Origin of the sequence: Streptomyces chartreusis NRRL 3882, assembly GCF_900236475.1 — a bacterium.
GTDB lineage: Bacteria > Actinomycetota > Actinomycetes > Streptomycetales > Streptomycetaceae > Streptomyces > Streptomyces chartreusis_D.
The window spans coordinates 1823257-1846747 of the sequence record NZ_LT963352.1 but is presented as its reverse complement, the minus strand read 5'-3'; the positions used below and the strand labels follow the sequence as shown (position 1 = coordinate 1846747).

Here is a 23491-nt window from a genome sequence, read left to right as displayed (position 1 = left end):
CTGGACTACCAGTTGTTGGACACCGCCGGTCTCCAACGCGGCCGGCTCACGGGGATCGCCCTCAGGGGCGAGGACCTCGTCGACGCCGGTCAGGTCGCCCCCAGCAGATCAGCCTCGATGACGCCCGTGAAGACCGGCTCGTGGCCGAAGCCGCCGTCGACCGCGTCTGCGAGCGGTGAGGCCGGTGCTGCTTGATCCGCCGGGATGGAGGACGTGGCCTCAGGCGCTGCCGCATTGGCCGTACGGGCAGGCCGTCGAACAGGCCCTCACCGACCGGGCATTCCGCCGGGCACCGTCCGGGCCGACCGGACATCTCGCGCCTACCACCAGGTCGATCGTCGCCAGACGTGGCATCCGCAACCATCTGCCTGAGGAAACCGGCCAGCAGCGCTCCCATACCCTCTCGGCCGGACAACCGCACCGCGGTCAGGAGACGGACCTTGTCCTGCGGCACGGGCAGGAGTTGGCGGGGCAGTTGCACCATGATGCCGTCCACAGCGCCGGTGTCCGCTTCTGCCCAACCGTGCCAGGGGCGCGAGGTGTCGTAGAGCGTCATCTCGCCCGCGGAGCTTGTAGTGTCGCAGCCTCCCGCCCGAAATCCGGGCAAGTGGTGGTGACCGGCAGAGAGTTGACGAACAGCTACGAGTGCGCCTGCGGCACCTGGGCCCGCATCACCCACAAGGACACTCTCGCCCAGCACCGCATGCCGGAGGGGGAGCGCTGCCCGCTGTCCGGGGAGCCGATAAGCACTCCAGCCACTCCCCGCCCCGCCGTGAAAGGGCTGCTGCGCATGGTGCCGCCCGCGCTAACCCAAGGGTGGCGGGCGGAGTCGGCCCCCAGCAGCAGTGGTTCCAGCGTGTACGCGATCCCGGCTGGCCTGCCCGGTCACGGCCGAAGGCGACGCTGACCACCTGCTGGCCGCCGCCCCGGCTGACGGACCCGCGCCCGTTTCGCGCCCCGGCCTGGTGTGTCACGCTGTGAGATCTGTGAGGCTCACAGGCCGTTTCCCCTGAGGTTGTGAGGCGCAGCTCGCGCCCGTGTGGCTCCTGACATGCGATCTTGGTCCGTTTGGTAAGTGATCTTGACCGGTTTGGGGAGCGCAAAAGATCACAGTGTTCCTCCGCGCCTGACGACGGCCGCGCCAGGGTTTCATTCCGGGACCCGGACCAGCATCGGGCAGGAGCGCCCGGACTCTGCTCCGTCGCGAGGGAGTCGATGCCCAGGATGCGGACGCGGAGGCGGGTCCTGCGCGCTGGCCCGAGTGAGCGCCCGCCCGGCGTGCTCGCCCGCCGGGGCCAGGAGTCTCCGGATTTGGCTCCGGCACACCGAGACGGCGTCGGGAAGGATAAAGAGCATTTCTTTCTCCCCGCACACCCTGGGCCCGATCGGCTACGGGTTTCCAGCAGCGAAGGCGTCGCGCCGCGCCTTGCGGGCGTCGCGCATCGCCCGTCGCTCCTCGGGCTGCACGTACAGGATGTGGACGGCCTCGGCGATCAGGCCGGCGACGTCGGCGACCTCCTCGGCGGAGAACTCCAGGCCATCGTGCAGGCTCCAGTTGCCGAGGAAGCGGGCCTCGTGGAGGTCCTCCACAATCTCTTGGGTGACGCCCCGGTTGACCAGGTCATTGATCTTGCTGGCGAGGTTGTTGCCCTCGGCGCCGAGGTCCTTGCAGATCTCCTCGACGGCAGCCCGATACATCGCCCCCGCCGCGCGGTATGCCTCGGCGGCCTCCGCCCGCGCGCCCTCCGCGAACAGGTCGCGCACCGTGTTCGGGACGGAGGTGTGCAGCTCGCGCGGCTGCCGCTCCGGCCAGACCTGGATCACCCGAAGCACATCACCGGTCTTTCCGTCTTCGTTGAAGCGGATCAGCTGGTGCAGGACCACGGTCTTGCTGCAGTGCCCGCAGATGGCGGGAATCTGCCGCAGCCAGGTGCGCATCCCGTATTTGATCTGATGCTCGACAGACGGGTGCTCGGTCTGAGGATGCGGCCAGATGTAGGTGCTAAGTCCGGAGTTTCGGACCGAGAAGCCGGTGTTCAGGTGGCAGTTCGGGCACAGGCCCGGGGGGACGAGGCCGTTCTGGTCAACGGTGAGACTGGTCATGGTCCAGGGATAGCGGACCGCCGGGGTATTCGGCAGCGAGTTTCCTGTCCCGGTCCACCATGCTCTGAGCTGGGCGGTCAAACTCACCTGGCAAACAGTCAAGATTATCTGTCAGAGGTCACCGTGCTTTCGCACACCCTGGTCCGGCCCGCCGACGCGGAGGACGATGGAGTCATGGGCGTGCACGACCAGGACCAGGGCGACGTCGCCGAACCAGCGCGGCCGCCGCTGAGTGCGGCCCGCGCCCGGGAGATGACGGTCGGGCTGCGCGAGGCGATGGACGACGTCCGGCGCTCCGTTGCGGTGCTCGTCGCTCGGGTCCGCGACGCGCACGCCGCCCGCGTCTGGTGCCGCTCAGGCATGGCAGCTGGGAGTCGTACTGCGCCGCGGAGTCGGCATCAGCCGCGCACAGGCGTACCGGCTGCTCGACGTCGCCCGCGCCCTCGCCGCGATACACGGCGCGGTCAGCGCCGGCACCGAGACGTCTCGCACGCGAGACACCGACTCGGCCACCGCGACCGCGCTCGACTACGGCCTGTCCCAGCGCGCCCTGATCGCCGTCGCCGGCCGTACCGCTGACGTCGCGGAGCTGATCACCTGTCCGACACCGAGGCGGCCGACGTCCTCGCCCAGCTCTGCGAGGAGATCGGCGAGCCCCTCGATCACGGCCTCGCCCCCGCCGCTACGCGATCTCTGGCGACCGGCGCGCCCTGCACGGCACCGTCCTCTGACGCCGCCGCTCGTGGACACCCGACTCCTGCTATGAGTCACACACCCTGTTTTCCCCTGGTGGGCGGGGAGCGCTGTGAGGCTGTCATATGTGAGGCGAGGTCGGGCAGGGCCCTGGTGCTGCTCCTGGTGGTGGTCGTCGGGTGGTGGCGCGGATGCAGCGCAGCATTTGCATGACGGCCGCCAGCAGCGTGCCGTCGCCGCCGCCGCCGACGTCCGTGACCGTGCCGAACCGGCCGAAGTCGAAGGCGTGCGGCAGCGCGGCGGCGGTCTCCGCGGTGGCCTGGCTCATCGCGGCGTTGAACTGCGCGGACAGCTCCGGTCGCCGGGCGAGGTGGCGGAAGAAGTCCGTGCCGAAGACGGTGTCGAACGCGACGTCACCGGTGCGGACGCTGTCGTCCAGGTGCTCCCAGGCGCGGATGATCGCCGGGTCGGTGAACATCCGCACGAAGGAGGTGAGCGAGCCGGGGCGGCCCGGGTCGAGGAGCGCGCCCGCGGGGGCCACGGCGAAGGTGCCGAAGCTGTGTTCCCTCAGCAGGCCGAGGCCCGCCAGGGCGCGCAGCAGCCGGGTCATGGGCTGGGGTTCGGCTCCGGCGTCGGCGGCCACGTCGGCTGCCGGGCGCGGGGTGTCGCCGATCAGCTCGACGACCCGCAGCCGGACGGCCGCGCGTACGGTCTGCGCGGCCATGCTGCCGAAGACGAGCCGTACGAGCAGGTCCCGGTCGGTCATGTCCGGTGCCGGGGCATGGGTGTCCGTCACAGGTCTTCCTCTCCTACGTGGTGTCGTCCGGTCAGCCGGCGGACGTCGCCCTGCCGGCGAGGGCGGTGGGCGTGCAGCCCGCGAACGTCAGTACGTCGCGGTGGAGATGGGGCTGGTCGACGTAGCCGCAGGCCAGGGCGACGTCGGCGGCGTTCTCGCCCGCGGTGAGGGCGCGGGCGGCGTGGTCGAAGCGGACCAGCATGGCGGCGCGCTTCGGGGTCAGGCCGATCTGGGCGCTGAACCGGGACCACAGCCGCTTGCGGCTCCAGCCGCAGGCCGCGGCGAGGTCGCCGATCCGCACGCGTCCGCGCCGGGCCACGATGGTGTCCCAGGCGGCGGCCACCTCGGGCGCCATCGCCGGTGCCCGCGCGGCCCGTCCGGCGAGGAACTCGTCGACCAGCGTGAGCCGTTCCTGCCAGGCCGGGGCGTCGGTCAGCCGCTCCGGCAGTTGTCGCTCGTCCCGTCCCCAGAGGCCCTCCAGGCCGGTGACGGAGCCGTCCAGCTCGCGCGGGGAGACGCCCAGGAGGGCATAGGCGGCCCGGGGCGACAGGCGCATCTCGACGCACTCGACGCCCTCGGCGCGGATCCGGGCCGGGCCGGGTGTCAGTGCGGCGGCGAAGCTCGGCAACTCCTCGTGCCCCCGGGCACCTGCCACCGAGAACGGGCTCTCCCCGAGCCCGATGACGACGACCACCGCCGGTTGCGGAAGCACCCGCAGGTCCAGCCCGGCGGCGGCCCGCTCACGGAACCCGGCCATACGGACGCCGTCGAGTGACAGGCCGTCGCGGGGGAGGACGACGTCCCAGCCGGGCTCGCTCTCCGCTTCGTAACTGCGCATGTCCCTACGGTCGCCGACCCGGCCGCTCCTGTCTTGGACGAAAGTTCCGCACCGGCTGCCGCCGGGGCGTCACGGACGTCTGAGCAAACGGTTCAGCGCCCGGCCGAACACGTACCGGGCCGAGGACCGCAGCACGCCGTCGAAGAGCGACGGCAGCAGCCGGATCCGGATCTCCTCCCGCCAGACGACCCGGGCACGCCCCCCGGGCCCCGGCCGCACCTCCAGCTCCGCCCAGCCCAGCACCACCCGGCCCCGCTTCTCCAGGCGGCACATCCCCGGAGCCCCGTCCTCCGGCGGCTGCCACACCGTGACCTCCATCGGGTCCTCGAAGGCCAGCGGCCCGACACCCGTCCGGGCCACGACGACGGTGCCGGGGCCGGTGAGCGCGGGCGGCACCACCGAGACCCGCGTCAACGGCACCACCTCACCGTGCCGCCGCCACTGCGTGACCCGCCGCCACGCCTCGTCGAGGGGGAGCGGGACCGTGCGTTGGAGCAGGATGTTCACCACGTCACGATCGTAGGGACTCCCCACAGCTCGGCACCCCGCTCGCCCCCTGCTCACCCACTCGGCCCAGCCGGGCGGTCGCGCGGCACGCGTGGACGGAAGAGGCCGATGACCGCTGCGGCTAGGGAGCCACCCGGGCCACCGCCCCCGTCTCCAGGGCCGCCCACACGGTGCCGTCCGGGGCCGTCGTGATGCCGTGCGGTTCGGAGTCGGGGGAGGGGAGGGGGTGTTCGAGGACCTTGCCTGAGGGGGTGAGCCGGCCGATGCGGTTGCTGCCCCACTCGGTGAACCAGCAGTCCCCGGGGGAGGTCGCGGTGATGGCGTGCGGGCGGGAGGTGCGGTCGGGGAGCGGGAACTCCTCGATCCGGCCGTCCGGGGAGGCCTTGCCGATCCGGCCCGCCGCGATCTCGACGAACCACAGGTCGGTGCCGTCGCTGGTGATGCCGACCGGGGCGGCGTCCGGGGTGGGCAGCGGGTACAGGCGGATGTCGCCGTCGACGGTGACGCGGCCGATGGCGTTGGCCTGGTTGAGCGTGAACCACAGGGCGCCGTCCGGGCCCTGGGTGATCGCCGAGGGGAACGCGCCCGTCACGGGGAGGGCGAACTCGGTGATCTCCCCGTCCGTCGTCAGACGGCCGATGCGGTCCGTGTTCATCTGGGTGAACCAGATCGCGCCGTCCGGACCCGCCGTGATGCCGTAGGGTCCGCAGTCGGGCGTCGGCAAGGCGAACGATCCGGTCTCGCCGTCGACCGTGACGCGGTCGATCCGGTGGTCCGCGAAGCGGGTGAACCACAGGGCCCCGTCCGGTCCGGGCGTGATGACCGTGGGGCGGCAGGACGGCGAGTCCAGCGCGTACTGGGTGAGCTCGCCGTCCAAGGTGAGACGCCCGACCCGGCCACGGTGGACGAGGGTGAGCCACAGCGCTCCGTCCGGCCCGGCCGTGATGCCGTACGGCCCGGCGTCCTGGTCCGCCACGGCGAACTCCTGGACGACCGGGGTGTCAGAGTGCGACAACGGATCTCCCTTCAACGCCCTGGGGGTGCCCGCACCCTCCCGGCGCGCGACAGCGGCCGCAACTCCTTTTCCGGGCCGGAGCGTTGCGCCGTCCTACCGGTACACCTTCCCCGGCTCCGCCTTTCCGGGCGCCAGCAACTGCGGCACCGTCACGAACGCGTACCCCCGCTCCTTGAGCGCGTCGATGATCCCCGGCACCGCCGGCACCGTGCCGTCGTAGATGTCGTGCAGCAGGATGATCCCGTCCCGGGACGCCTGGGCGAGGACGCGGCGGGTGATCAGGTCCGAGTCGGTCGTCCGGTAGTCCTTGGCCGTCACGCTCCACAGCACCTCGGCGAGGCCCAGCTCGCGGCAGATCTCGTGCACGGTGTCGTCGGTGCGGCCCTGCGGCGGTCGCATCAGGGTCGGGCGCTGTCCGGTGAGGCGCTCTATCTCCTGGTTGGGGCGCTCCAGCTCCTCGCGTATCTCCTCGGGTCTCAGCCGGGTGAGGACCTTGTGGTCCCAGGTGTGGCCGGCCACCTCGTGGCCCTCGTCCGCCATCCGCCGCACCAGCTCCGGGTACTTCTCGATGTGCCGCTTGCCGAGCAGGAAGAAGGTCGCCGGGACCTGTTTCTCCTTCAGGACGTCCAGCAGGCGTGCCGAGTGCTCGCTCGGCCCCGCGTCGAAGGTCAGCGCGATGCACTTGGCCTCACGGCAGTCGACGGTGCCGAAGGGGGCTGCCTGGATGTCCGCCGCCGCCCGGGCCCGGACGGCGCTGGGAGCCGTGGTGTCGGGCCCTGAGCAGCCGCCCAGGGCCAGTGCCAGGGCGGCGGTCGCCGCGAGCGTCCCGGCCGTTCGGAACGCGGTCCCCGTTTTCTTCGTCTTCCTGGTCGGAATCTTCTTGGTCAGAGAAGGCATGCCGGGACTATACACAGCGTGTATACGCACAGTTCATAGGTTTCGTACTTCTCGTCTGGTTACCCGCGCCGCCACGCAAGTGAAAGCCAGTGGGAGGAGAGACCCGTGAGCGGAGACGCCTGGCGCCGGGCCCTGGTGACCGGCGGAGCCGGATTCGTGGGGTCCCATCTGTGCGCGCGGCTGCTCGACTCCGGCACGGAGGTGGTGTGCCTGGACAACCTGTCCACCGGGCCCCGCACCAACGTGGTCGACCTGGAGCGACGGCCCGGCTTCCGCTTCGTGCGCGGCGACGCCACCGACCCGGCGGCCTGGCAGGCGCTGCCCGGCCGGTTCGACCTCGTCCTGCACTTCGCGTGTCCCGCCTCGCCCGCCGACTACCTGCGGCTACCGCTGGAGACCCTCGACGTCGGCAGCACCGGCACCCGCCACGCGCTGGAACGGGCCCACGCCGACGGCGCCCGCTTCGTCCTCGCCTCCACCTCCGAGGTGTACGGCGACCCGCTGGAGCACCCGCAGCGCGAGACGTACTGGGGCAACGTCAACCCGATCGGCCCGCGCAGCGTCTACGACGAGTCCAAGCGGTTCGCCGAGGCCCTGGTCACCGCCCACCGCGGGGCGCGCGGCACCGACACCGCCATCGTCCGCATCTTCAACACCTACGGCCCCCGCATGCGCACCGGCGACGGCCGCGCCGTCCCCACCTTCATCGCGCAGGCCCTGGACGGCATGCCCCTGACCGTCGCCGGCGACGGCGGGCAGACGCGCTCGCTGGCTTACGTCGACGACACCGTGGACGGTGTGCTCGCCCTGGCCGCCTCCGCCGAGACCGGGCCGGTGAACATCGGCGGCGGCGACGAGATCACGATGCTGGAGCTGGCCCGCCGGATCGTGGAGATCACCGGTTCCGCCTCCCGCATCCGGTTCGTGGACCGCCCCGTCGACGACCCGGGCCGGCGCCGCCCCGACACCCGGCTGGCCCGGGAACGGCTCGGCTGGCGCCCCCGGGTCGGCTGGAGCGAGGGGCTGGAACGGACCATTGGCTGGTTCTCACGGTCCGTGGCCGCCTGAGCCGGTCACCTCACGTCTCTCGCCAGGCCACAGAGGGTGACAAATCGTAACAAACACTGCCAGCTGGCTCCAAGTGTTTGAGACAGCTGAGGTGCGGCACTCGGCAGCACCGTAGTCCCCCACACGAACCACGGGACGGAGCAGAACCCCCATGCGCATCCTCGGTATCAACGCCCTGTTCCACGACCCGGCCGCCGCCCTCGTCGTCGACGGGGAGACGGTGGCGGCCGCCGAGGAGGAGCGCTTCAGCCGGCGCAAGCACGGCAAGCGCCCGCTGCCGTTCTCCGCGTGGGAGCTGCCCGAGCTGTCCGCCCGCTGGTGCCTGGAGCGGGCGGGCCTGCGCCCCGGCGACCTGGACGCCGTCACCTACTCCTTCGACCCGAAACTCGCCCGGCCGGCCCGCGACATGGGCCTGGACGACCCCTGGGACCCGCTCCGCCTGGAGTACGCGCGCCGCGCCCCCGAGTTCCTCGCCGAGGCCCTGCCCGGCCTCGATCCCGAGCGGGTCGTCTTCGTCCCCCACCACGTCGCGCACGCGGCCTCCGCCGGGCCCGCCTCCCCGCACTCCGACAGCGCCGTCCTCGTCCTGGACGGCCGCGGCGAGGCCGCCTCACACCTGGCCGGCCGCTACCGCGACGGCAAGCTCGACACCCTCGCCACCCAGGCGCTGCCCGACTCCCTCGGCCTGGTCTACGAGGAGCTCACCGAACACCTCGGGTTCCTGCGCAGCAGCGACGAGTACAAGGTGATGGCCCTCGCCTCCTACGGCACCCCGCGCTTCCTGCCGCAGTTGCGGCAGTACATCCACCCCACCGGCCACGGCGGCTTCCGCGCCCACGGCGTCGACTGGCCGGCCTTCGCCCCGCCCCGCGCCAAGGGCGAACCCTGGAACCAGGACCACGCCGACCTCGCCGCGAGCACCCAGGCCGTCCTGGAAGAGGTCCTGCTGGAGCTCGTGCACTGGCTGCACCGCGAGGCCGGCGGCGAGGCACTGACGATGGCCGGGGGCGTCGCCCTCAACTGCGTCGCCAACTCGAAGATCGCGGCCAAGGGCCCGTACCGGGACGTGTGGGTGCAGCCCGCCGCCGGGGACGCCGGCACCGCCCTCGGCGGAGCCCTGCACCTGGCCGCGTCGGAGAGCGGACAGCCCGGCCCCATGCCCGGTGCCGACCTCGGCCGCGGCTGGAGCGACGACGAACTGCGCGCCTGGCTCGACACGGCGGCGATCCCCTACGACAAGCCCGACGACATCGCCGAGACCGTGGCCGAGGAACTGGCCCGGGACGGTGTCGTCGCCTGGTTCCAGGGCCGCAGCGAGTACGGGCCGCGCGCCCTCGGGCACCGCTCCCTGCTCGCCCACCCCGGCCGCGCCGAGAACCTGGAACGCCTCAACCACGTCAAGGGCCGTGAGGAGTTCCGGCCCGTCGCCCCGATGGTCCTCGCCGACCGCGCCGCCGACCTGTTCTCCGGCGGCCCGCTGCCCAGCCCGTACATGCTGTTCGTGCACGACGTCGCACAGCGGTGGCGGGACCGCGTCCCGGCCGTCGTGCACGTCGACGGCACCGCCCGCATCCAGACCGTCGAGGACCGGCGAGAACCGCTGGTGGCGCGGATGCTGCGGGCCTTCGAGCGGCGGACCGGGCTGCCCGTGGTCGTCAACACCAGCCTCAACACCGCCGGGCGGCCCATGGTCGACGACCCGCGCGACGCCCTGGAGTGCTTCGGCTCCGCGCCCGTCGACCTGCTGGCCATCGGGCCGTACGCGGTCCGCCGCGGGCGGGCCTTCGACGCGGGGAGGGCAGCGGCATGACCTCGTACGCCGTCGTCATCCCCACCCTGGTACGGGACACCCTCGCCGACTGTCTCGCCGCGCTCGCCGCCGCGACCGGGCCGCTCCCCGAGCAGATCGTCCTCGTCGACGACCGGCCCGACCCCGAACCCGGACAGCTGGAACACCCGTTGAGCGTCCTCGGCGACCTGCGGGAGCGCACCACCGTGCTCACGGGCGGCGGGCGGGGCCCCGCCGCCGCCCGCAACACCGGGCTGCGGGCGGTGACCGCGCCGTGGACCGTGTTCCTGGACGACGACGTCCAGATCGGGCCGCACTGGTGCGACCAACTGGCGGAGGACCTCGCCGAGGCGTCCCCCGACATCGCGGGTGTCCAGGGCGTCATCGCCGTCCCGCTGCCCGGCGAACGCCGCCCCACCGACTGGGAACGCGGCACCGCGGGACTCGCCCGCGCCCACTGGATCACCGCCGACATGGCCTACCGCACCGAGGCGCTCAAGCAGGTCGGCGGCTTCGACGAACGCTTCCGGCGCGCCTTCCGCGAGGACGCCGACCTGGCGCTGCGCCTCCTCGACGCGGGCTGGCGCATCCGGCAGGGCCGCCGTACCACCCGCCACCCCGTCCGCCCCGCCTCCCGCTGGGTGTCCGTGCGGCAGCAGCGCGGCAACGCCGACGACGCCCTCATGCGGCATCTGCACGGACCCGACTGGTGGGACAAGGCGGTCGCGCCGCGCGGCCGGATCCGCAAGCACGCGGCGATCACCACCGCGGGCGTCGCCGCGTGCGCCCTCGCCGCCACCGGACACGGCCGGGCCGCCGCGGCCTGCGCGCTCGGCTGGGCGGCCGGCACGGCGGAGTTCGCCCGGGCCCGCATCGCCCCCGGCCCGCGCACCCGCCAGGAGGTGACGACCATGGTGGCGACCAGCGTGCTCATCCCGCCCGCCGCGACCTGGCACCGGCTGACCGGTGCCTTGCGATACCGCCATGCCCCCTCCTGGCAGGAGGTGGCACGATGAGCCCGGTCAAGGCCGTGCTGTTCGACCGCGACGGCACCCTGGTCGAGGACGTCCCCTACAACGCCGACCCCGACCGCGTACGCCCCGTCGAGGGCGCCCGCGAGGCGCTCGGACTGTTGCGCGAACGCGGTATCCGCACCGGAGTCGTCACCAACCAGTCCGGTGTCGCGCGCGGACTGCTCACCGACGCCGACGTCCGCCGCGTCAACGACCGCGTCGACGAACTCCTCGGCCCCTTCGAGGTGTTCGCCGTCTGCCCGCACGGCCCCGACGACGGCTGCCACTGCCGCAAGCCCCAGCCCGGCATGGTCCTGTGGGCGGCCGGGCGGATCTGCACCGCCCCCGCCGACCTCGTCGTCATCGGCGACATCGGCGCCGACGTGGAGGCCGCCCGCCGCGCCGGCGCCCACGGCATCCTCGTCCCCACCGCCCAGACCCGGCCCGAGGAGACCGCGGCCGCGGACCATGTCGCCCCGGACCTGCTGACCGCCGTCCGGGCCGTACTGGAGGGGCCGCCGAGGGGCCGCGTCCTCGCCGACGAACGCCCGATCCAGGAGGCCTTCACGGCCGCCCCGGGGCAGGGGAGGGACGCGTGAAGGCACTCGTCACCCGCCTCGACAGCTTCGGCGACGTCCTGCTCGCCGGACCCGCGATCCGCGCGGTCGCCGCCCGCGCCGACACCGTCACCCTGCTGTGCGGACCGCGCGGCGCGCCCGCCGCCCGGCTGCTGCCGGGCGTCGACGACATCCTCGTGTGGGACGCGCCCTGGGTGGGCTTCACGCCCCCGCCCGTCGGCCGCGGCGAGGTCGACCAGCTCCTCGACACCATCGACGCCGACACCGCACTCGTCCTCACCTCCTTCCACCAGTCACCCCTGCCGGCCGCCCTGCTGCTGCGCCTGGCCGGCGTGGACTTCATCGCCGCCGACAGCGAGGACTACCCCGGCTCCCTCCTCGACGTGCGCCACCACCGCGCCCCGCACGCCCACGAAGTGGAGGCCGCGCTCGACCTCGCCGAGGCCGCCGGGTTCCCGCCGGCCGACGACGGCCGGCCGCGGGTGCTCCCGCCGCCCGCCACCACCGGGCTCTCCGGCCCGGAGCCGTACGTCGTCCTGCACCCCGGCGCCAGCGTCCCCGCCCGCGCGTGGAGCCCCGGGCGCTGCGCCGAGGCGGTGCGCGAACTGGCCGCCGCCGGGCACCGCGTGGTGGTGACCGGCAGCGCGGGGGAGAGCGACCTGACCGCGCACGTCGCGGGCGCGCACGCCCTCGACCTCGGCGGCCGTACCGGAGCCGCGGAACTGACCGGCGTCCTCGCCGGCGCCTCCGTCGTCGTCACCGGCAACACCGGACCCGCCCACCTCGCCGCCGCCGTCGGCATCCCGGTGGTGTCCCTGTTCTCCCCGGTCGTCCCCGCCGAGCGCTGGCGGCCGTACGGCGTCCCGTACGTGCTGCTCGGCGACCAGGACGCCCCGTGCGCGGACAGCAGGGCACGGGAGTGCCCCGTGCCCGGTCATCCCTGCCTGGACACCGTCACCGCGCACGACGTGGTGACCGCCGTCGAGAAGCTGATGGGGGAGACATGAGGATCCTCCTCTGGCACGTGCACGGGTCGTGGACCACCGCGTTCGTGCAGGGCCCGCACACCTACCTCGTCCCCGTCACCCCCGACCGGGGCCCCGACGGGCTCGGCCGCGCCCGCACCTGGGACTGGCCCGACACGGTCGTGGAAGTGCCGCCGGAGCGGCTGCGGAACGAGGACATCGACGTCGTCGTGCTGCAACGCCCCCACGAACTCGACCTGGTCGACCGGTGGCTGGGCCGCCGCCCGCCGCTGGTGTACCTGGAGCACAACGCCCCGCACGGCGACGTGCCCGACACCCGCCACCCGGCAGCGGACATCCCCGGCGTCACCCTCGTCCACGTCACGCACTTCAACCGGCTGATGTGGGACGCCGGCGCGGTGCCCGGCACCGTCATCGAGCACGGCATCGTCGACCCGGGGCCGCTGTGGACCGGGGAGCTCGAACGCGCCGCCGTCGCCGTCAACGAGCCGCTGCGGCGCGGCCGTACCACCGGCACCGACCTGCTGCCCGCCTTCGCCGAGGCGGCCCCGCTGGACGTCTTCGGCATGGGCACCGACGGCCTCGCCGACCGGCTCGGCATTCCCGCCGACCGCTGCCGCTCCCACGAACTCACCCAGGCCGGACTCCACTCGGCCATGGCGCGGCGACGCGTCTACGTCCACCCCGTCCGCTGGACCTCCCTCGGCCTGTCCCTGCTGGAGGCGATGCACCTCGGCATGCCCGTCGTCGCGCTCGCCACCACCGAGGTCACCGAGGCCGTACCGCCCGGCGCCGGAGTGGTCTCCAACCGGATCGACGAACTGACCCGCGCCGTACGGGACTTCGTCGCCGACCCGCTGCACGCGCGCATGGTCGGCGAGGGAGCACGGGCGGCGGCGCTCGCCCGCTACGGGCTGTCCCGCTTCCTGGACGACTGGGAGCGGCTGCTGAAGGAGGTGGCCCGATGAGGATCGCCATGGTGTCCGAGCACGCGAGTCCCCTCGCCGCGCTCGGCGGCGTCGACGCCGGCGGCCAGAACGTGTACGTGGCCCGCCTGAGCGAGGAACTGGCGCGGCGGGGCCACGACGTGACGGTCTACACCCGCCGTGACGCGGCCGGCCTGCCCGACCGGGTGCCGCTGCCCGGCGGCGCCGCCGTCGAGCACGTGCCCGCGGGGCCGGCCGAGCCCGTCCCCAAGGACGAACTGTTCCCGTACATGCCCGGCTTCGGCGCCTGGCTGGCGCGCGCCTGGGCCCGTGAGCGGCCGGACGTGGTGCACGCCCACTTCTGGATGTCCGGCATGGCCTCCCGGATCGGCGCCCACCCGCACGGCGTGCCCGTCGTGCAGACCTTCCACGCCCTGGGCACCGTCAAGCGCCGCCACCAGGGCCGGCTCGACACCAGCCCGCCCGAACGCGTCGGCATCGAACGGCAGATCGGCCGCGGCTGCGCCCGCGTCCTGGCCACCTGCACCGACGAGGTGCACGAACTGGCCGAGCTGGGCGTGCCGCGCCGGCAGGTGTCCGTGGTGCCCTGCGGCGTGGACGCCGAGCACTTCCGGCCCGGGGTACGGCCCGACGGCGTCCCGGCACGCCGCGCACGGCACCGGCTGCTCGCCTGCGGCCGGCTCGTCCCGCGCAAGGGCTACGACCAGGCCGTACGGGCCCTCGCCAAGATCCCGGACGCCGAACTCCTCATCGCGGGCGGACCCGCCGCGGACCGGCTCGCCGACGACGCCGAGGCGCGGCGGCTGCGGCGGCTCGCGCGGAGCACCGGCGTGGCCGACCGGGTGCGGCTGCTCGGCGCGGTCGACCCGGCCGGCATGCCCGCCCTGATCGGCAGCGCGGACCTGGTGCTGTGCACCCCGGTCTACGAGCCGTTCGGCATCGTGCCGCTGGAGGCGATGGCCTGCGGCGTGCCCGTCGTCGCCACCGACGTCGGCGGCCACCGCGACAGCGTCGCCGAGGGCACCACGGGCCGGCTCGTCCCGCCGCAGGACCCCGAGTCGATCGCGGGCGCCGTGCGCGAACTCCTCACCGACGACGCGCTGCGCCGCCGCTACGGCAGCGCCGGCCGCGAACGCGTCCTCACCCACTACACCTGGCGGCGTGTCGCCGACGGCGTGGAGCAGGTCCACCGCCAGGTCCTCGCCGGACCCGCACAGCAGAAGGAGGTGGCGTGATGACCGTGCACCCGCCCGTCACCGGGCACTGCGACGAACTCCAGGACGCCCTGACCGCGTTCCGCGCCTCGGCCCACCTCACACAGCGGTGGGGCGAGCGCCTCGCGGCCGTGCTCACCGGCGGCGGCCGGTTGCTGGCCGCGGGCAACGGCGGCAGCGCCGCCCAGGCCCAGCACCTGACCGCCGAACTCGTCGGCCGCTACCGCGACGACCGGCCGCCGTTCTCCGCGCTCGCCCTGCACGCCGACACCTCCAGCACCACGGCCATCGCCAACGACTACGGCGTGGACGAGGTGTTCGCCCGTCAGGTCCGCGCCCACGGCCGCCCCGGCGACGTCCTGGTGCTGCTGTCCACCAGCGGCGCCAGCGCCAACCTGCTGTCCGCGGCGGACGCCGCCCGCGCGGCCGGTGTGCGGGTGTGGGCCCTCACCGGGCCCGCGCCCAACCCGCTGATGGCGGGCAGCGACGAGTCCCTGTGCGTCGAGGCGCCGACCGGGGCCACCGTGCAGGAACTCCACCTGGTCGCGGTCCACATGGTGTGCGCGGCGTTCGACGCGGCGGTGGAACGGGGCACGTGGCGCGACGGCGACGGCGGGAGGTGACATGAACGGCAAGGCACCCCTCGTCGTCGTCGGTGACGCGCTGCTGGACCGGGACGTGACGGGGCGGGCCGAGCGGCTCGCGCCCGACGCGCCCGTGCCGGTCGTCGACGACTGCGGGGAGCGGACCCGGCCCGGCGGCGCGGCACTCGCCGCGTACCTCGCGGCCCGCGACGGCCGTGACGTCACCCTGGTGGCGGGAGTGGGCGACGACGCGGCCAGCCGCGCACTGCGCCGCCTCCTGGAGCCCTGGCTCACCCTCGTACCGCTGCCCCTGACCGGCCCGCTGTCCGAGAAGACCCGCGTCCTCGCGCAGGACCGTCCGGTGGTCCGGCTGGACCGCGGCGCGGGACGCACCCGCGAGGCCACGGACGCCGCCCGCGAAGCCGTCCGCTCGGCGCCCGCCGTCCTGGTCTCCGACTACGGCCGCGGCACCGCCGACGCCCTCCGCGACGTCCTCGCCGCCCGCCCGCCGCTGGTCTGGGACCCGCACCCGCGCGGCGGTGCGCCCGTGCCGGGCACCCGGCTGGTGACACCTGCCGAGAAGGAGGCCCACGGCCTCGCCCCGCAGGACGGCGCCGCGCGCCGGGACCTGCACGCCGCCGCCCACAGCGCCGCCGCCCTCGTACGGCACTGGCGGGCCGCCGCCGTCGCGGTCACACTCGGCGCCCGCGGCGCCCTGCTGTCCTACGGCGAGCACCCGCTGCTCGTCCCCGCGCCCGCCGCGCACCACGGCGACAGCTGCGGGGCAGGGGACCGGTTCGCCGCCACCGCCGCCGGGCTGCTCGCCGACGGCGTCCTGGTCGCCGAGGCCGTCGAGGGTGCCGTCGCCGCGGCGACCGGGTTCGTCGCCCGGGGCGGCGCGGCCGGCCTGCCGAGCGCGGACGCCGCACCGGCACCGCCGCCCGGCGAGGACGACCCCTACGCCGTGGCCGCCCGGGTCCGGGCCGCCCACGGCACGGTCGTCGCCGCCGGCGGCTGCTTCGACCTGCTGCACGCCGGACACGTCGGCCTGCTCCAGGCCGCCCGGCGGCTCGGCGACTGCCTCGTCGTGTGCGTCAACTCGGACGACTCGGTACGGCGCCGCAAGGGCGGTGGCCGCCCGGTCAACCCGCTCACCGACCGGGTCCGGGTCCTGCGCGCGCTGTCCTGCGTCGACGCGGTCGCCGTCTTCGACGAGGACACCCCCGAACGCCTCCTGGCCGACTTGCGCCCCGACGTCTGGGTCAAGGGAGGCGACTACGCTGCCGCCGACCTGCCGGAAGCCGCCCTCCTGAAGGAGTGGGGCGGCCAGGCGGTCCTCCTGCCCTACCTCGACGGCCGCTCCTCGACGGCCCTCATGGAGCGGGCGGCGGAAGGAGCACGATGACCGGTGGCGCGAGGCAGGCGGCAGGACGGCACCCGATGAGCGCGGCTGCGGGGGCACACACGGAGCGCACCCGGCAGGCTGCTGGCATGACACCGGACACGGCACCCGAACCGACGTCACCCCGGCTCCTCGTCCTGCGCGCCCTGGGCCTCGGCGACCTCCTCGCCGGTGTCCCCGCGCTGCGCGCCCTGCGGCGGGCCTACCCGGGGCACGAGCTGGTCCTGGCCGCGCCCGCCGAACTCCGGCCTGTCGCCGAGGCGACGGGGGCCGTGGACCGGCTGCTGCCCGCCGCCGCGCCGGGGCGGGGCGTGCCGCACGCCCTGGACTGGAGCGGTCCGCCACCGGACGTCGCCGTCGATCTGCACGGCAACGGGCCGCCCAGCCACCGGCTGCTCCTGGCGCTGCGCCCGCTGAAGCTGCTCGCCTTCGCCCACCCGGACACGCCCGAGATCGACGGCCCGCCCTGGTACGCGGAGGAACACGAACGCGACCGCTGGTGCCGGCTGCTCCAGGCCTACGGCATCGACGCCGATCCGGGCGACGTGTGCCTGCCCCGACCGGGCACCGCCTCCCCGGCACCCGGCGCGGTCGTGCTGCATCCCGGCGCCGGGTCACCCGCCCGCTGCTGGCCCGTCGAGCGGTACGCGGCCGTCGCGGGCGCGCTGCGCGCCCGGGGCCTGCGGGTCGTCGTGACCGGTGGCCCGGACGAGAGCGACCTCGTGGCCCGGCTCGCCAAGCAGGCCGGCCTGCCCGACACCGACGTGTTCGGCGGGGGCCTGCCGTTCGGCAGGCTGTCCGCCCTCGTCGCCGACGCGAACGCCGTGATCAGCGGCGACACCGGCATCGCCCACCTCGCGGTCGCCCACGCCACGCGCTCCGTCACCCTCTTCGGCCCGGTCGCACCGAGCCGCTGGGGCCCACCGCCCGACCCGCGCCACCGCGCGCTCTGGTACGGCCCGGAGGGCGACCCGCACGGCCGCCGCCCCGATCCCGCGCTGCTGCGCATCACCCCCGAAGACGTCCTGCGCGCCGTCGACGACCTGCCCGGCATCCGACACCCGTGAGAGGGCACCCGACCACGATGACCATCCAGCACCAGGACGCGAGCCCGGTCGGCATCGTCATCGCCACCCGCAACCGCTCCCCGGCCCTGGCCGAGGCCCTGAGCCACCTCCTCACCCTCCCCGAGCGGCCGGAGATCCTCGTCGCGGACAACGCCTCCACCGACGACACGCGCACCATGCTCGCCCGCGACTTCCCTCAAGTCCGCACTCTGGCGCTGCCGTTCAACCACGGCGCCCTCGCGCGCAACTACGGCGCCCGCGCCCTGGACACGCCCTACGTGGCGTTCAGCGACGACGACTCCTGGTGGGCGCCCGGCGCCCTGGGCAGGGCGGCCCGCCTGTTCGAGAGGCATCCGAGGCTCGGCCTCATCGCCGCCCGCACCCTCGTCGGCCCCGCCGCCGACCCCGACCCGCTCAACGAGGTGCTCGCCGCCTCGCCCCTCGGGCGGGCCGCCGACCTGCCCGGCACCCAGGTCCTGGGCTTCCTCGCCTGCGCCTCCGTCGTCCGCCGCAGCGCCTACCTCGACGCGGGCGGCTTCCACCGGCTGCTGTTCTTCGGCGGTGAGGAGACGCTCCTCGCCTACGACATGGCCGCCCGAGGGTGGGGCGTCACCCACTGCCCGGACGTCGTCGCCCACCACCACCCCGCGCCCTCGGCCCGTCCCGGCCGCCCGGTCGTACAGCGCCGCAACGAACTCCTCACCGCCTGGCTGCGCCGCCCCGTGCCCTACGCACTCGCCCGCACCCGCGCCCTCGCCGCCGAGGCCCGGCACGACGACCACGCCCGGCGTGCCCTGCGCGGAACGCTGGCCCGGCTGCCCGCCGCCCTGCGCGCCCGCAGGCCCCTGCCGCCGCACGTGGAACGGGCAGCGCGCCTGCTGGAGGGAGCCGCCGCATGACCGACCGCCGTACCACCGTCGTCGTCATCACCCACAACCGGCGCCGGGAGCTGCTGCACACGCTCGACCGACTCGCCGGACTGCCGGAGAAACCACCGGTGATCGTCACCGACAACGGTTCCACGGACGGCACCGCCGACGCCGTCGCCCGCCGTCACCCGTGGGTCCGGCTGCTGCGGCCCGGCCGCAACCTCGGCGCCGTGGGCCGCAACCTGGCGATCCGCCAGGTCCGCACGCCCTACGTCGCCTTCTGCGACGACGACTCCTGGTGGGCGCCGGGATCGCTGACGGGGGCCGCCGACCTGCTCGACCGGTATCCGGCGCTGGGCACGGTCACGGCCCGGATCGTCGTCGAACCGGACGGCACCGACGACCCGATCGTCGAGGAGCTGCGCGACTCGCCCGTCCCCGGGCCCGGTTGGCTGCCCGGACCGGCCCTCGGCTCGTTCCTGGCCGCCGCGACCGTGCTGCGCACCGACGCCTTCCGGGCCGCGGGCGGTTTCCATCCGCGGCTGTGGCTGGGCGGCGAGGAGGAGCTGCTCGCCGCGGACCTGGCGGCCGACGGATGGTGGCTGACGTACGCCGACCACCTGGTGGCGCACCACCACCCGTCCGTGGCCCGGGACGCCACCCTGCGCCGGTCCCACGGCATCCGCAACACCCTGTGGTTCACCTGGCTGCGCCGCCCGGCCGGCCCCGCCCTGCGGCGGACCGTGGACCTGGCCCGCACGGTGCCGCGCGACACCGCGTCCCTGCGCGCCTTCGCCGAGGCCGCCGCCGCTCTCCCGTGGGTGCTGCGCGAACGCCGTGTCCTCCCGCACGAGGTAGAGTCCCGCCTGCGCCTGCTGGAACCGGCCCAACGCGCTTCGAAGGCCCGCCGCTACACGGGCTAGCGGGGGACGCTCAGCCCCCGCACCACCGGCACATCAGCCGGAACAGGGCGAACAGCGTGGGCGGCCAGATGACGGCGAACGCCCAGATCACCCCGGGCTCCGAGGTGACGATCCCGGCCACCATCAGCCCGGCCGACACCGCGAGCAGGACCGCCACGGTCCAGACACGGGGGCGGTAGGAGCCCAGGCGGGCCAGCAGCCGGGCGGGGTCGGGGCGGCGGCTCAGTCGCAGGGTGCGCAGCCGGCGGTCGAGGCGGCGGTCGCGGCGCAGCGCGCGTTCCATCTCGTCGAGGATGCGCTGCTCGTTCTCGGGAAGTCGGCCGATGGACACGCGCTTTCTCCTTCCGGGCGGCCGGACCGTCTCTCCTTCCGAGGGGGAGGGGACGTAAGAGCGGGTGCCCCGTGGTACCCCTGAGCTAACCGGGTACCGGCCGCGCCAGCGCCTCCACGAGCCGGTCCGCGCTGTCCGGCACGGTGCCCTCACGGAACCCGTCCCGGATCTGCCGGGCGGTCACCCGGCCGCCGGTCAGACACCAGTCCCACCAGCGGTCCAACTGCCGCACGTCCAGGCGCTCGGCGGGCACCAGCGCGGGCCAGCCGCAGGCACGGGCCTGCGCGGTCATCTTCGCGCCGCCCTCGACGGGGTCGACGGCCAGCACCGGGGTGCCGACCCGCAGTGCGATGACCAGCCCGTGCAGCCGGTCGGTGACGACGAGGTCCAGCCGGGCCAGCACGGACTGGAGCTGCGCGGGCGTGGCGCTGAGATGCCAGTCGTGCGTGTCGAGCCGGGTCTCCAGCTCCAGCCGGCCGCAGTCCTTACCGGCCAGCCAGCGCGTCACCTCCTCGGCGACCTGCGTGTGCCGCCGCAGCTCCCCGTACTCCTGCTGCCCGTGCGTGAGGATCACCCCGACGACCGGCCGGGCGGGCGCGTCCGGGGCACGGGCGGCGAGGTCCTCCACCGGCTCGCTGTCCGGCGCGTCCCGGGGCAGCACCCGGTGGAAGCCGGTCACGGCCGGACTGGCGGGGTCGATCACCGAGGTGCCGACGGCGATCCGCACGCAGTGCGCGAACCGCCGGTGCAGTTCCTCGATCTGCGGCCCGTGCAGCGGGCCGCACACGAACACCAGGTGGGAATAGTCCTTGGGCCACAGCCGGTCCAGATGCAGTGCCTCCGGACGGAAGCCGGGACTCCAGGCGACGTCGTAGGGGATGCCCGTGCCCAGCAGTACGTCCTCGACCCGGCGCAGGGCCAGCACGTCCCCGGCGGTCGCCTCCCCGTCCCGGAAGCTGAACCACCCGGTCAGCAGAACCCTGCGCGGTCGCATGCCGTCTTGTGTGTGCACACGCCCTGAGTGCCCGCCCACCGGGAAGACAATCAGGGCATTACGGGCGACGACTCCGTGGTCACTATAAGTGGGGCTCTTACCTCCGCCAACGGTTTGCGCCGGCGCGACACCCGCGGCGGGGCGGGTCGGTCATCGACGTGAAAACCATGTTCATCTAGCATGGGGTGCCGACGGACGCGCCGGTCGAGCAAGGAGTCCAGTGATGGGCGAAGCGGAGGAGAGCCCGGCCGTGGAGCGCCTCCACACACCGGGTCTGCGCAGTACGTGGCAGCGCCGGGCCGTGCTCGAGGCCCTGGGCCGCTGCCACGAGTTCGTCTCCGCGCAGGAACTGCACGCGCTGCTGGCCGACTCCGGCAGCACCGTCGGACTCACGACCGTCTACCGCACCCTGCGCGAGCTGGACCGCGCCGGGTGCGTCGACGTCGTACGTGACGAAGGCGGCGAGCGGCTCTACCTCGGCCGGCCGGCCGGCGAGCACCGCCACTACCTCATCTGCCGCCGCTGCGGCCGCAGCCGGCCCGTGGACGCGGAGGCCGTCGAGGAGTGGGCCGCCCGGCTCGCCGAGACCACGGGCTTCACGGAGCTGGAGCACACCCTCGAACTGAGCGGCGTCTGCGGCCCCTGCGGACCCGGGCCGGTCACGGTGTCCTGCCCGCCGCCGCGCCCGGCCGGCCGGTCAGCCGGAGAAGCGGGCCGTGCCCGTCAGGACGCGTACGTCGAGGTCGGTGACCGAGTCCGCGGTGAGCCGGGCGGCGAACTCGGCGCGCACCCGCTCGACGGCGGCCGGTGACAGCCCCTGGAGCATCCGGCGCGCCCCGCTGCCGGTGGCCAGCTCCCAGCCCGTCTCCGGGGACAGCGGGGCGTCGAACCGCCGCTGGACGACCCGGGGTTCGCTCCCGCCGAGGTCCGTCAGCCAGGACGCGAGGGTGTCGGCGGTGTCGATCCGGGCCGGCTGTTCCATCTGCGGCGGGCCGGGCAGGTCACGCTCCGTCAGGACCGCGCCCCGGAGCGCCCCCTGCCAGCCGCCGAGCGCGCCCTTCTCCCAGACCGTCACGACGAACCGGCCCCCGGGACGCAGCATCCGCGTCAGCGCGGCGGAGTCCCGGTCCATGTCCGGGAAGAAGAACACCCCGAGCCCGCACTGCACGACGTCGTGGCCCTGCCTGGACACGGGCCGCGACGTGACCTCGTGGCGGTGGAAGCGGCTGTTCGCCGGGCCTCCCTCGCGCGCTCGGCGCTCCCCGGTCGCCGGCAGCCCGTCCGCGAGATCCACGGCGTCCACCCGGCCCGCCGCCCCCCACGGCACGCGCGGCCGGCAGCGCCGCGGCCCGGGCCCCGCGACAGTCGTCCGGCACCGACTCACCGCCGGTCAGGGCGGCCACCTCCGCCGTCGCCTCGCCGACCGGGTCCCACAGCTCCCGGAGCCAGCTGTGGAACTCCTCCGCTCCCGCGCTGAAGACGTCTCCCACGGTGTTCTGACCGGTGGTCATACGGGTTCGCCCGCTCGTTTCGGCCGAGCCCAGGTTCGGGGCGTCCGCGGGCGCACGGCAATTTCCGTCACCCCAAGGGCAGTCGGGGCGGGTCCTCAGGTGCGCTCCGTGCGGCGGGAGGTGGCGCGGTGGTGGTCCGGGGTATCACATGGGTGGGCAGCACGACGTGCCGTTCGCGGTCCCCGCCGGGGTCGTTGACCAGCGCCAGCGCGAGCGCGCCGGCCTCCCGGCCGATGGCCGAGGGCGACTGGGCCACGGTCGTCAGATCGAACCACTGGGCCACCGGCTGGTCGTCGAAGCCGACGACGGACACCTGCCCCGGCACCTCGACGCGCGTCGCGCGCAGCGTCCAGATCACGGCGACGGCCACCTCGTCCTGCTCGGCGAAGACCGCGGTGGGCGGCTCCCGCAGCCCCAGCAGCCTGCCGACCGCCTCGGCGGCGCCCCGCTTGTCGCCGGCCGGGGTGGCGACCACCAGATCGTCGTCGAGGGGCAGGCCCGCCTCGGTCAGCGCCCGCCGGTAACCGACCAGCCGCTCCTGCGAACTGAAGGAGAAGCCACCGGTGCCCACCGTCCGTACGTAGGCGATCCGGCGGTGGCCGAGGTTGAGCAGATGCCGGGTGCCGCGCAGGGCGCCGGCCACGTCGTCGACGTAGACGCTCGGGCGTCCGTCGACATGCTGGCTGACGTACACGACCGGCATGCCGAGGCCATCCAGCCGGGAGGTCTCCTCCTCTGTCAGGTCGAAGGAGAACACCAGCAGCGCGTCCGCGTTGCGCCGCGCGGGGAGACGATCGAAGAACGCGGTGCGCTCGGCCATGCCGGGGATCACGTAGACCGTCAGTTCCATGCCGGCCGACCGCAGGACGAGGGCGAGCCCGGACAGTGCCGCGCCGACGAACCACGAACTGAGCGTGGGCACCAGCACCGCGACGCTGCACGTCCTGCCCGTCACGAGGCTCGCGGCATGGCGTGAGACCGCGAAGTTCAGCTCCCGGGCGGCCTGTTCGACGCGGGCGCGGATCTCCGGCGAGACGGTGGGCAGGCCGCGCAGGGTGCGCGAGACCGTGGAGGTGGAGACCCCGGCCCGTTCGGCGACGTCAGCCATCGTGGGGTGCCGCTGACCTGGTGGCATGCGCCGGACGCTAGCACAGGAACCCTACGGTGCACGGCCCTTGGTGACAGCGCTGTCTCACCTGATTCTTGCCTTCTTACCACGCCGCGACGCATTGACTTCCCGACCGCGCGCTCCTAGCGTGCAAACGTTGTCTCGACAGGTTCGAAGTCGCCCCGGAGGGACGCCTCTTATCCGCTGTGAGCTGCGATTTTTATCTGCGGAATGCCGTGGCAACGCAATCTCATGACC

The 23491-nt window shown here is 74.2% G+C and carries 25 protein-coding genes and 1 pseudogene; 13 read left to right on the top strand and 13 right to left on the bottom strand.

The window, feature by feature from the left end; all coding sequences use genetic code 11:
- Positions 1-61: 61 nt before the first annotated feature.
- The 9 genes and pseudogenes from SCNRRL3882_RS42580 to SCNRRL3882_RS08225 all read right to left on the bottom strand — a co-directional run bounded on the left by SCNRRL3882_RS42580 (position 62) and on the right by SCNRRL3882_RS08225 (position 6849).
- Positions 62-556: a hypothetical protein gene (locus tag SCNRRL3882_RS42580; protein ID WP_418952371.1), complete on the bottom strand. Its 495-nt coding sequence runs from the start codon at positions 554-556 to the stop codon at positions 62-64.
- Positions 557-1389: 833 nt separating this feature from the next.
- Positions 1390-2103: a DUF4145 domain-containing protein gene (locus tag SCNRRL3882_RS08255; RefSeq protein WP_040903049.1), complete on the bottom strand. Its 714-nt coding sequence runs from the start codon at positions 2101-2103 to the stop codon at positions 1390-1392.
- A gap of 111 nt (positions 2104-2214) precedes the next feature.
- Entirely contained in the window at positions 2215-2436 is a 222-nt protein-coding gene (locus SCNRRL3882_RS40720; protein WP_010039210.1) for a hypothetical protein, read from the bottom strand.
- A gap of 195 nt (positions 2437-2631) precedes the next feature.
- Positions 2632-2769, bottom strand: coding sequence for a hypothetical protein (locus SCNRRL3882_RS40715; RefSeq protein WP_010039207.1), 138 nt, complete (start codon positions 2767-2769; stop codon positions 2632-2634).
- A gap of 235 nt (positions 2770-3004) precedes the next feature.
- A pseudogene (locus tag SCNRRL3882_RS08245) lies at positions 3005-3562 on the bottom strand (methyltransferase family protein); the annotation flags it as partial.
- Positions 3563-3623: 61 nt separating this feature from the next.
- Positions 3624-4430: a helix-turn-helix domain-containing protein gene (locus tag SCNRRL3882_RS08240; protein WP_010039203.1), complete on the bottom strand. Its 807-nt coding sequence runs from the start codon at positions 4428-4430 to the stop codon at positions 3624-3626.
- Between the two features lie 69 nt (positions 4431-4499).
- Positions 4500-4940 carry a hypothetical protein gene (locus tag SCNRRL3882_RS08235; protein WP_010039201.1) on the bottom strand — a complete coding sequence of 147 codons (441 nt, stop codon included), beginning with the start codon at positions 4938-4940 and terminating at the stop codon, positions 4500-4502.
- Positions 4941-5058: 118 nt separating this feature from the next.
- A complete protein-coding gene (locus SCNRRL3882_RS08230) occupies positions 5059-5952 on the bottom strand; it encodes a hydrolase (RefSeq protein WP_010039198.1) in 894 nt (297 codons plus the stop codon).
- 93 nt (positions 5953-6045) lie between these two features.
- The gene (locus tag SCNRRL3882_RS08225) at positions 6046-6849 is read right to left on the bottom strand and encodes a polysaccharide deacetylase family protein (RefSeq protein WP_010039197.1); all 804 of its coding nucleotides are present in this window, start codon (positions 6847-6849) and stop codon (positions 6046-6048) included.
- Between the two features lie 105 nt (positions 6850-6954).
- On the opposite strand from SCNRRL3882_RS08225, the gene SCNRRL3882_RS08220 reads away from it, so the two are divergent.
- From SCNRRL3882_RS08220 to SCNRRL3882_RS08165, 12 genes are all read left to right on the top strand, one after another.
- The gene (locus SCNRRL3882_RS08220) at positions 6955-7917 is read left to right on the top strand and encodes an NAD-dependent epimerase/dehydratase family protein (RefSeq protein WP_010039194.1); all 963 of its coding nucleotides are present in this window, start codon (positions 6955-6957) and stop codon (positions 7915-7917) included.
- Between the two features lie 151 nt (positions 7918-8068).
- Positions 8069-9727: a carbamoyltransferase gene (locus tag SCNRRL3882_RS08215; RefSeq protein WP_010039192.1), complete on the top strand. Its 1659-nt coding sequence runs from the start codon at positions 8069-8071 to the stop codon at positions 9725-9727.
- Entirely contained in the window at positions 9724-10722 is a 999-nt protein-coding gene (locus tag SCNRRL3882_RS08210) for a glycosyltransferase family 2 protein (protein WP_010039190.1), read from the top strand. Before SCNRRL3882_RS08215 ends, SCNRRL3882_RS08210 begins: the two co-directional genes overlap by 4 nt.
- The gene (locus SCNRRL3882_RS08205) at positions 10719-11318 is read left to right on the top strand and encodes a D-glycero-alpha-D-manno-heptose-1,7-bisphosphate 7-phosphatase (protein ID WP_010039188.1); all 600 of its coding nucleotides are present in this window, start codon (positions 10719-10721) and stop codon (positions 11316-11318) included. Before SCNRRL3882_RS08210 ends, SCNRRL3882_RS08205 begins: the two co-directional genes overlap by 4 nt.
- Complete coding sequence (locus SCNRRL3882_RS08200; protein ID WP_010039187.1) at positions 11315-12304, top strand: glycosyltransferase family 9 protein; 990 nt, start codon at positions 11315-11317, stop codon at positions 12302-12304. The genes SCNRRL3882_RS08205 and SCNRRL3882_RS08200 overlap by 4 nt, the downstream gene beginning before the upstream one ends.
- On the top strand, positions 12301-13251 hold the full coding sequence (locus tag SCNRRL3882_RS08195) for a glycosyltransferase (RefSeq protein ID WP_010039184.1): 951 nt from the start codon (positions 12301-12303) through the stop codon (positions 13249-13251). Before SCNRRL3882_RS08200 ends, SCNRRL3882_RS08195 begins: the two co-directional genes overlap by 4 nt.
- A complete protein-coding gene (locus SCNRRL3882_RS08190; protein WP_010039182.1) occupies positions 13248-14465 on the top strand; it encodes a glycosyltransferase in 1218 nt (405 codons plus the stop codon). Before SCNRRL3882_RS08195 ends, SCNRRL3882_RS08190 begins: the two co-directional genes overlap by 4 nt.
- The gene (locus tag SCNRRL3882_RS08185) at positions 14465-15067 is read left to right on the top strand and encodes a D-sedoheptulose-7-phosphate isomerase (protein ID WP_010039181.1); all 603 of its coding nucleotides are present in this window, start codon (positions 14465-14467) and stop codon (positions 15065-15067) included. The genes SCNRRL3882_RS08190 and SCNRRL3882_RS08185 overlap by 1 nt, the downstream gene beginning before the upstream one ends.
- A gap of 1 nt (position 15068) precedes the next feature.
- Positions 15069-16433 carry a D-glycero-beta-D-manno-heptose 1-phosphate adenylyltransferase gene (gene rfaE2 / locus SCNRRL3882_RS08180; protein ID WP_010039180.1) on the top strand — a complete coding sequence of 455 codons (1365 nt, stop codon included), beginning with the start codon at positions 15069-15071 and terminating at the stop codon, positions 16431-16433.
- An 86-nt stretch (positions 16434-16519) separates the two neighbouring features.
- Entirely contained in the window at positions 16520-17497 is a 978-nt protein-coding gene (locus tag SCNRRL3882_RS08175; protein ID WP_010039179.1) for a glycosyltransferase family 9 protein, read from the top strand.
- Between the two features lie 17 nt (positions 17498-17514).
- Positions 17515-18396: a glycosyltransferase family 2 protein gene (locus tag SCNRRL3882_RS08170; RefSeq protein ID WP_010039178.1), complete on the top strand. Its 882-nt coding sequence runs from the start codon at positions 17515-17517 to the stop codon at positions 18394-18396.
- On the top strand, positions 18393-19289 hold the full coding sequence (locus SCNRRL3882_RS08165; protein ID WP_010039177.1) for a glycosyltransferase family 2 protein: 897 nt from the start codon (positions 18393-18395) through the stop codon (positions 19287-19289). Before SCNRRL3882_RS08170 ends, SCNRRL3882_RS08165 begins: the two co-directional genes overlap by 4 nt.
- Positions 19290-19299: 10 nt before the next feature.
- On the opposite strand, the gene SCNRRL3882_RS08160 is transcribed toward SCNRRL3882_RS08165, so the two are convergent.
- Complete coding sequence (locus tag SCNRRL3882_RS08160) at positions 19300-19620, bottom strand: DUF3040 domain-containing protein (protein WP_010039173.1); 321 nt, start codon at positions 19618-19620, stop codon at positions 19300-19302.
- Between the two features lie 85 nt (positions 19621-19705).
- The gene (locus SCNRRL3882_RS08155; RefSeq protein ID WP_010039168.1) at positions 19706-20614 is read right to left on the bottom strand and encodes a polysaccharide pyruvyl transferase family protein; all 909 of its coding nucleotides are present in this window, start codon (positions 20612-20614) and stop codon (positions 19706-19708) included.
- Positions 20615-20837: 223 nt separating this feature from the next.
- On the opposite strand from SCNRRL3882_RS08155, the gene SCNRRL3882_RS08150 reads away from it, so the two are divergent.
- On the top strand, positions 20838-21425 hold the full coding sequence (locus tag SCNRRL3882_RS08150; protein ID WP_010039166.1) for a Fur family transcriptional regulator: 588 nt from the start codon (positions 20838-20840) through the stop codon (positions 21423-21425).
- On the opposite strand, the gene SCNRRL3882_RS40530 is transcribed toward SCNRRL3882_RS08150, so the two are convergent.
- Both SCNRRL3882_RS40530 and SCNRRL3882_RS08145 read right to left on the bottom strand, forming a co-directional pair.
- The gene (locus SCNRRL3882_RS40530) at positions 21312-21908 is read right to left on the bottom strand and encodes a class I SAM-dependent methyltransferase (protein ID WP_158688406.1); all 597 of its coding nucleotides are present in this window, start codon (positions 21906-21908) and stop codon (positions 21312-21314) included. The genes SCNRRL3882_RS08150 and SCNRRL3882_RS40530 overlap by 114 nt on opposite strands.
- A 284-nt stretch (positions 21909-22192) precedes the next feature.
- Entirely contained in the window at positions 22193-23260 is a 1068-nt protein-coding gene (locus tag SCNRRL3882_RS08145) for a LacI family DNA-binding transcriptional regulator (RefSeq protein ID WP_231911106.1), read from the bottom strand.
- Positions 23261-23491: the final 231 nt, after the last annotated feature.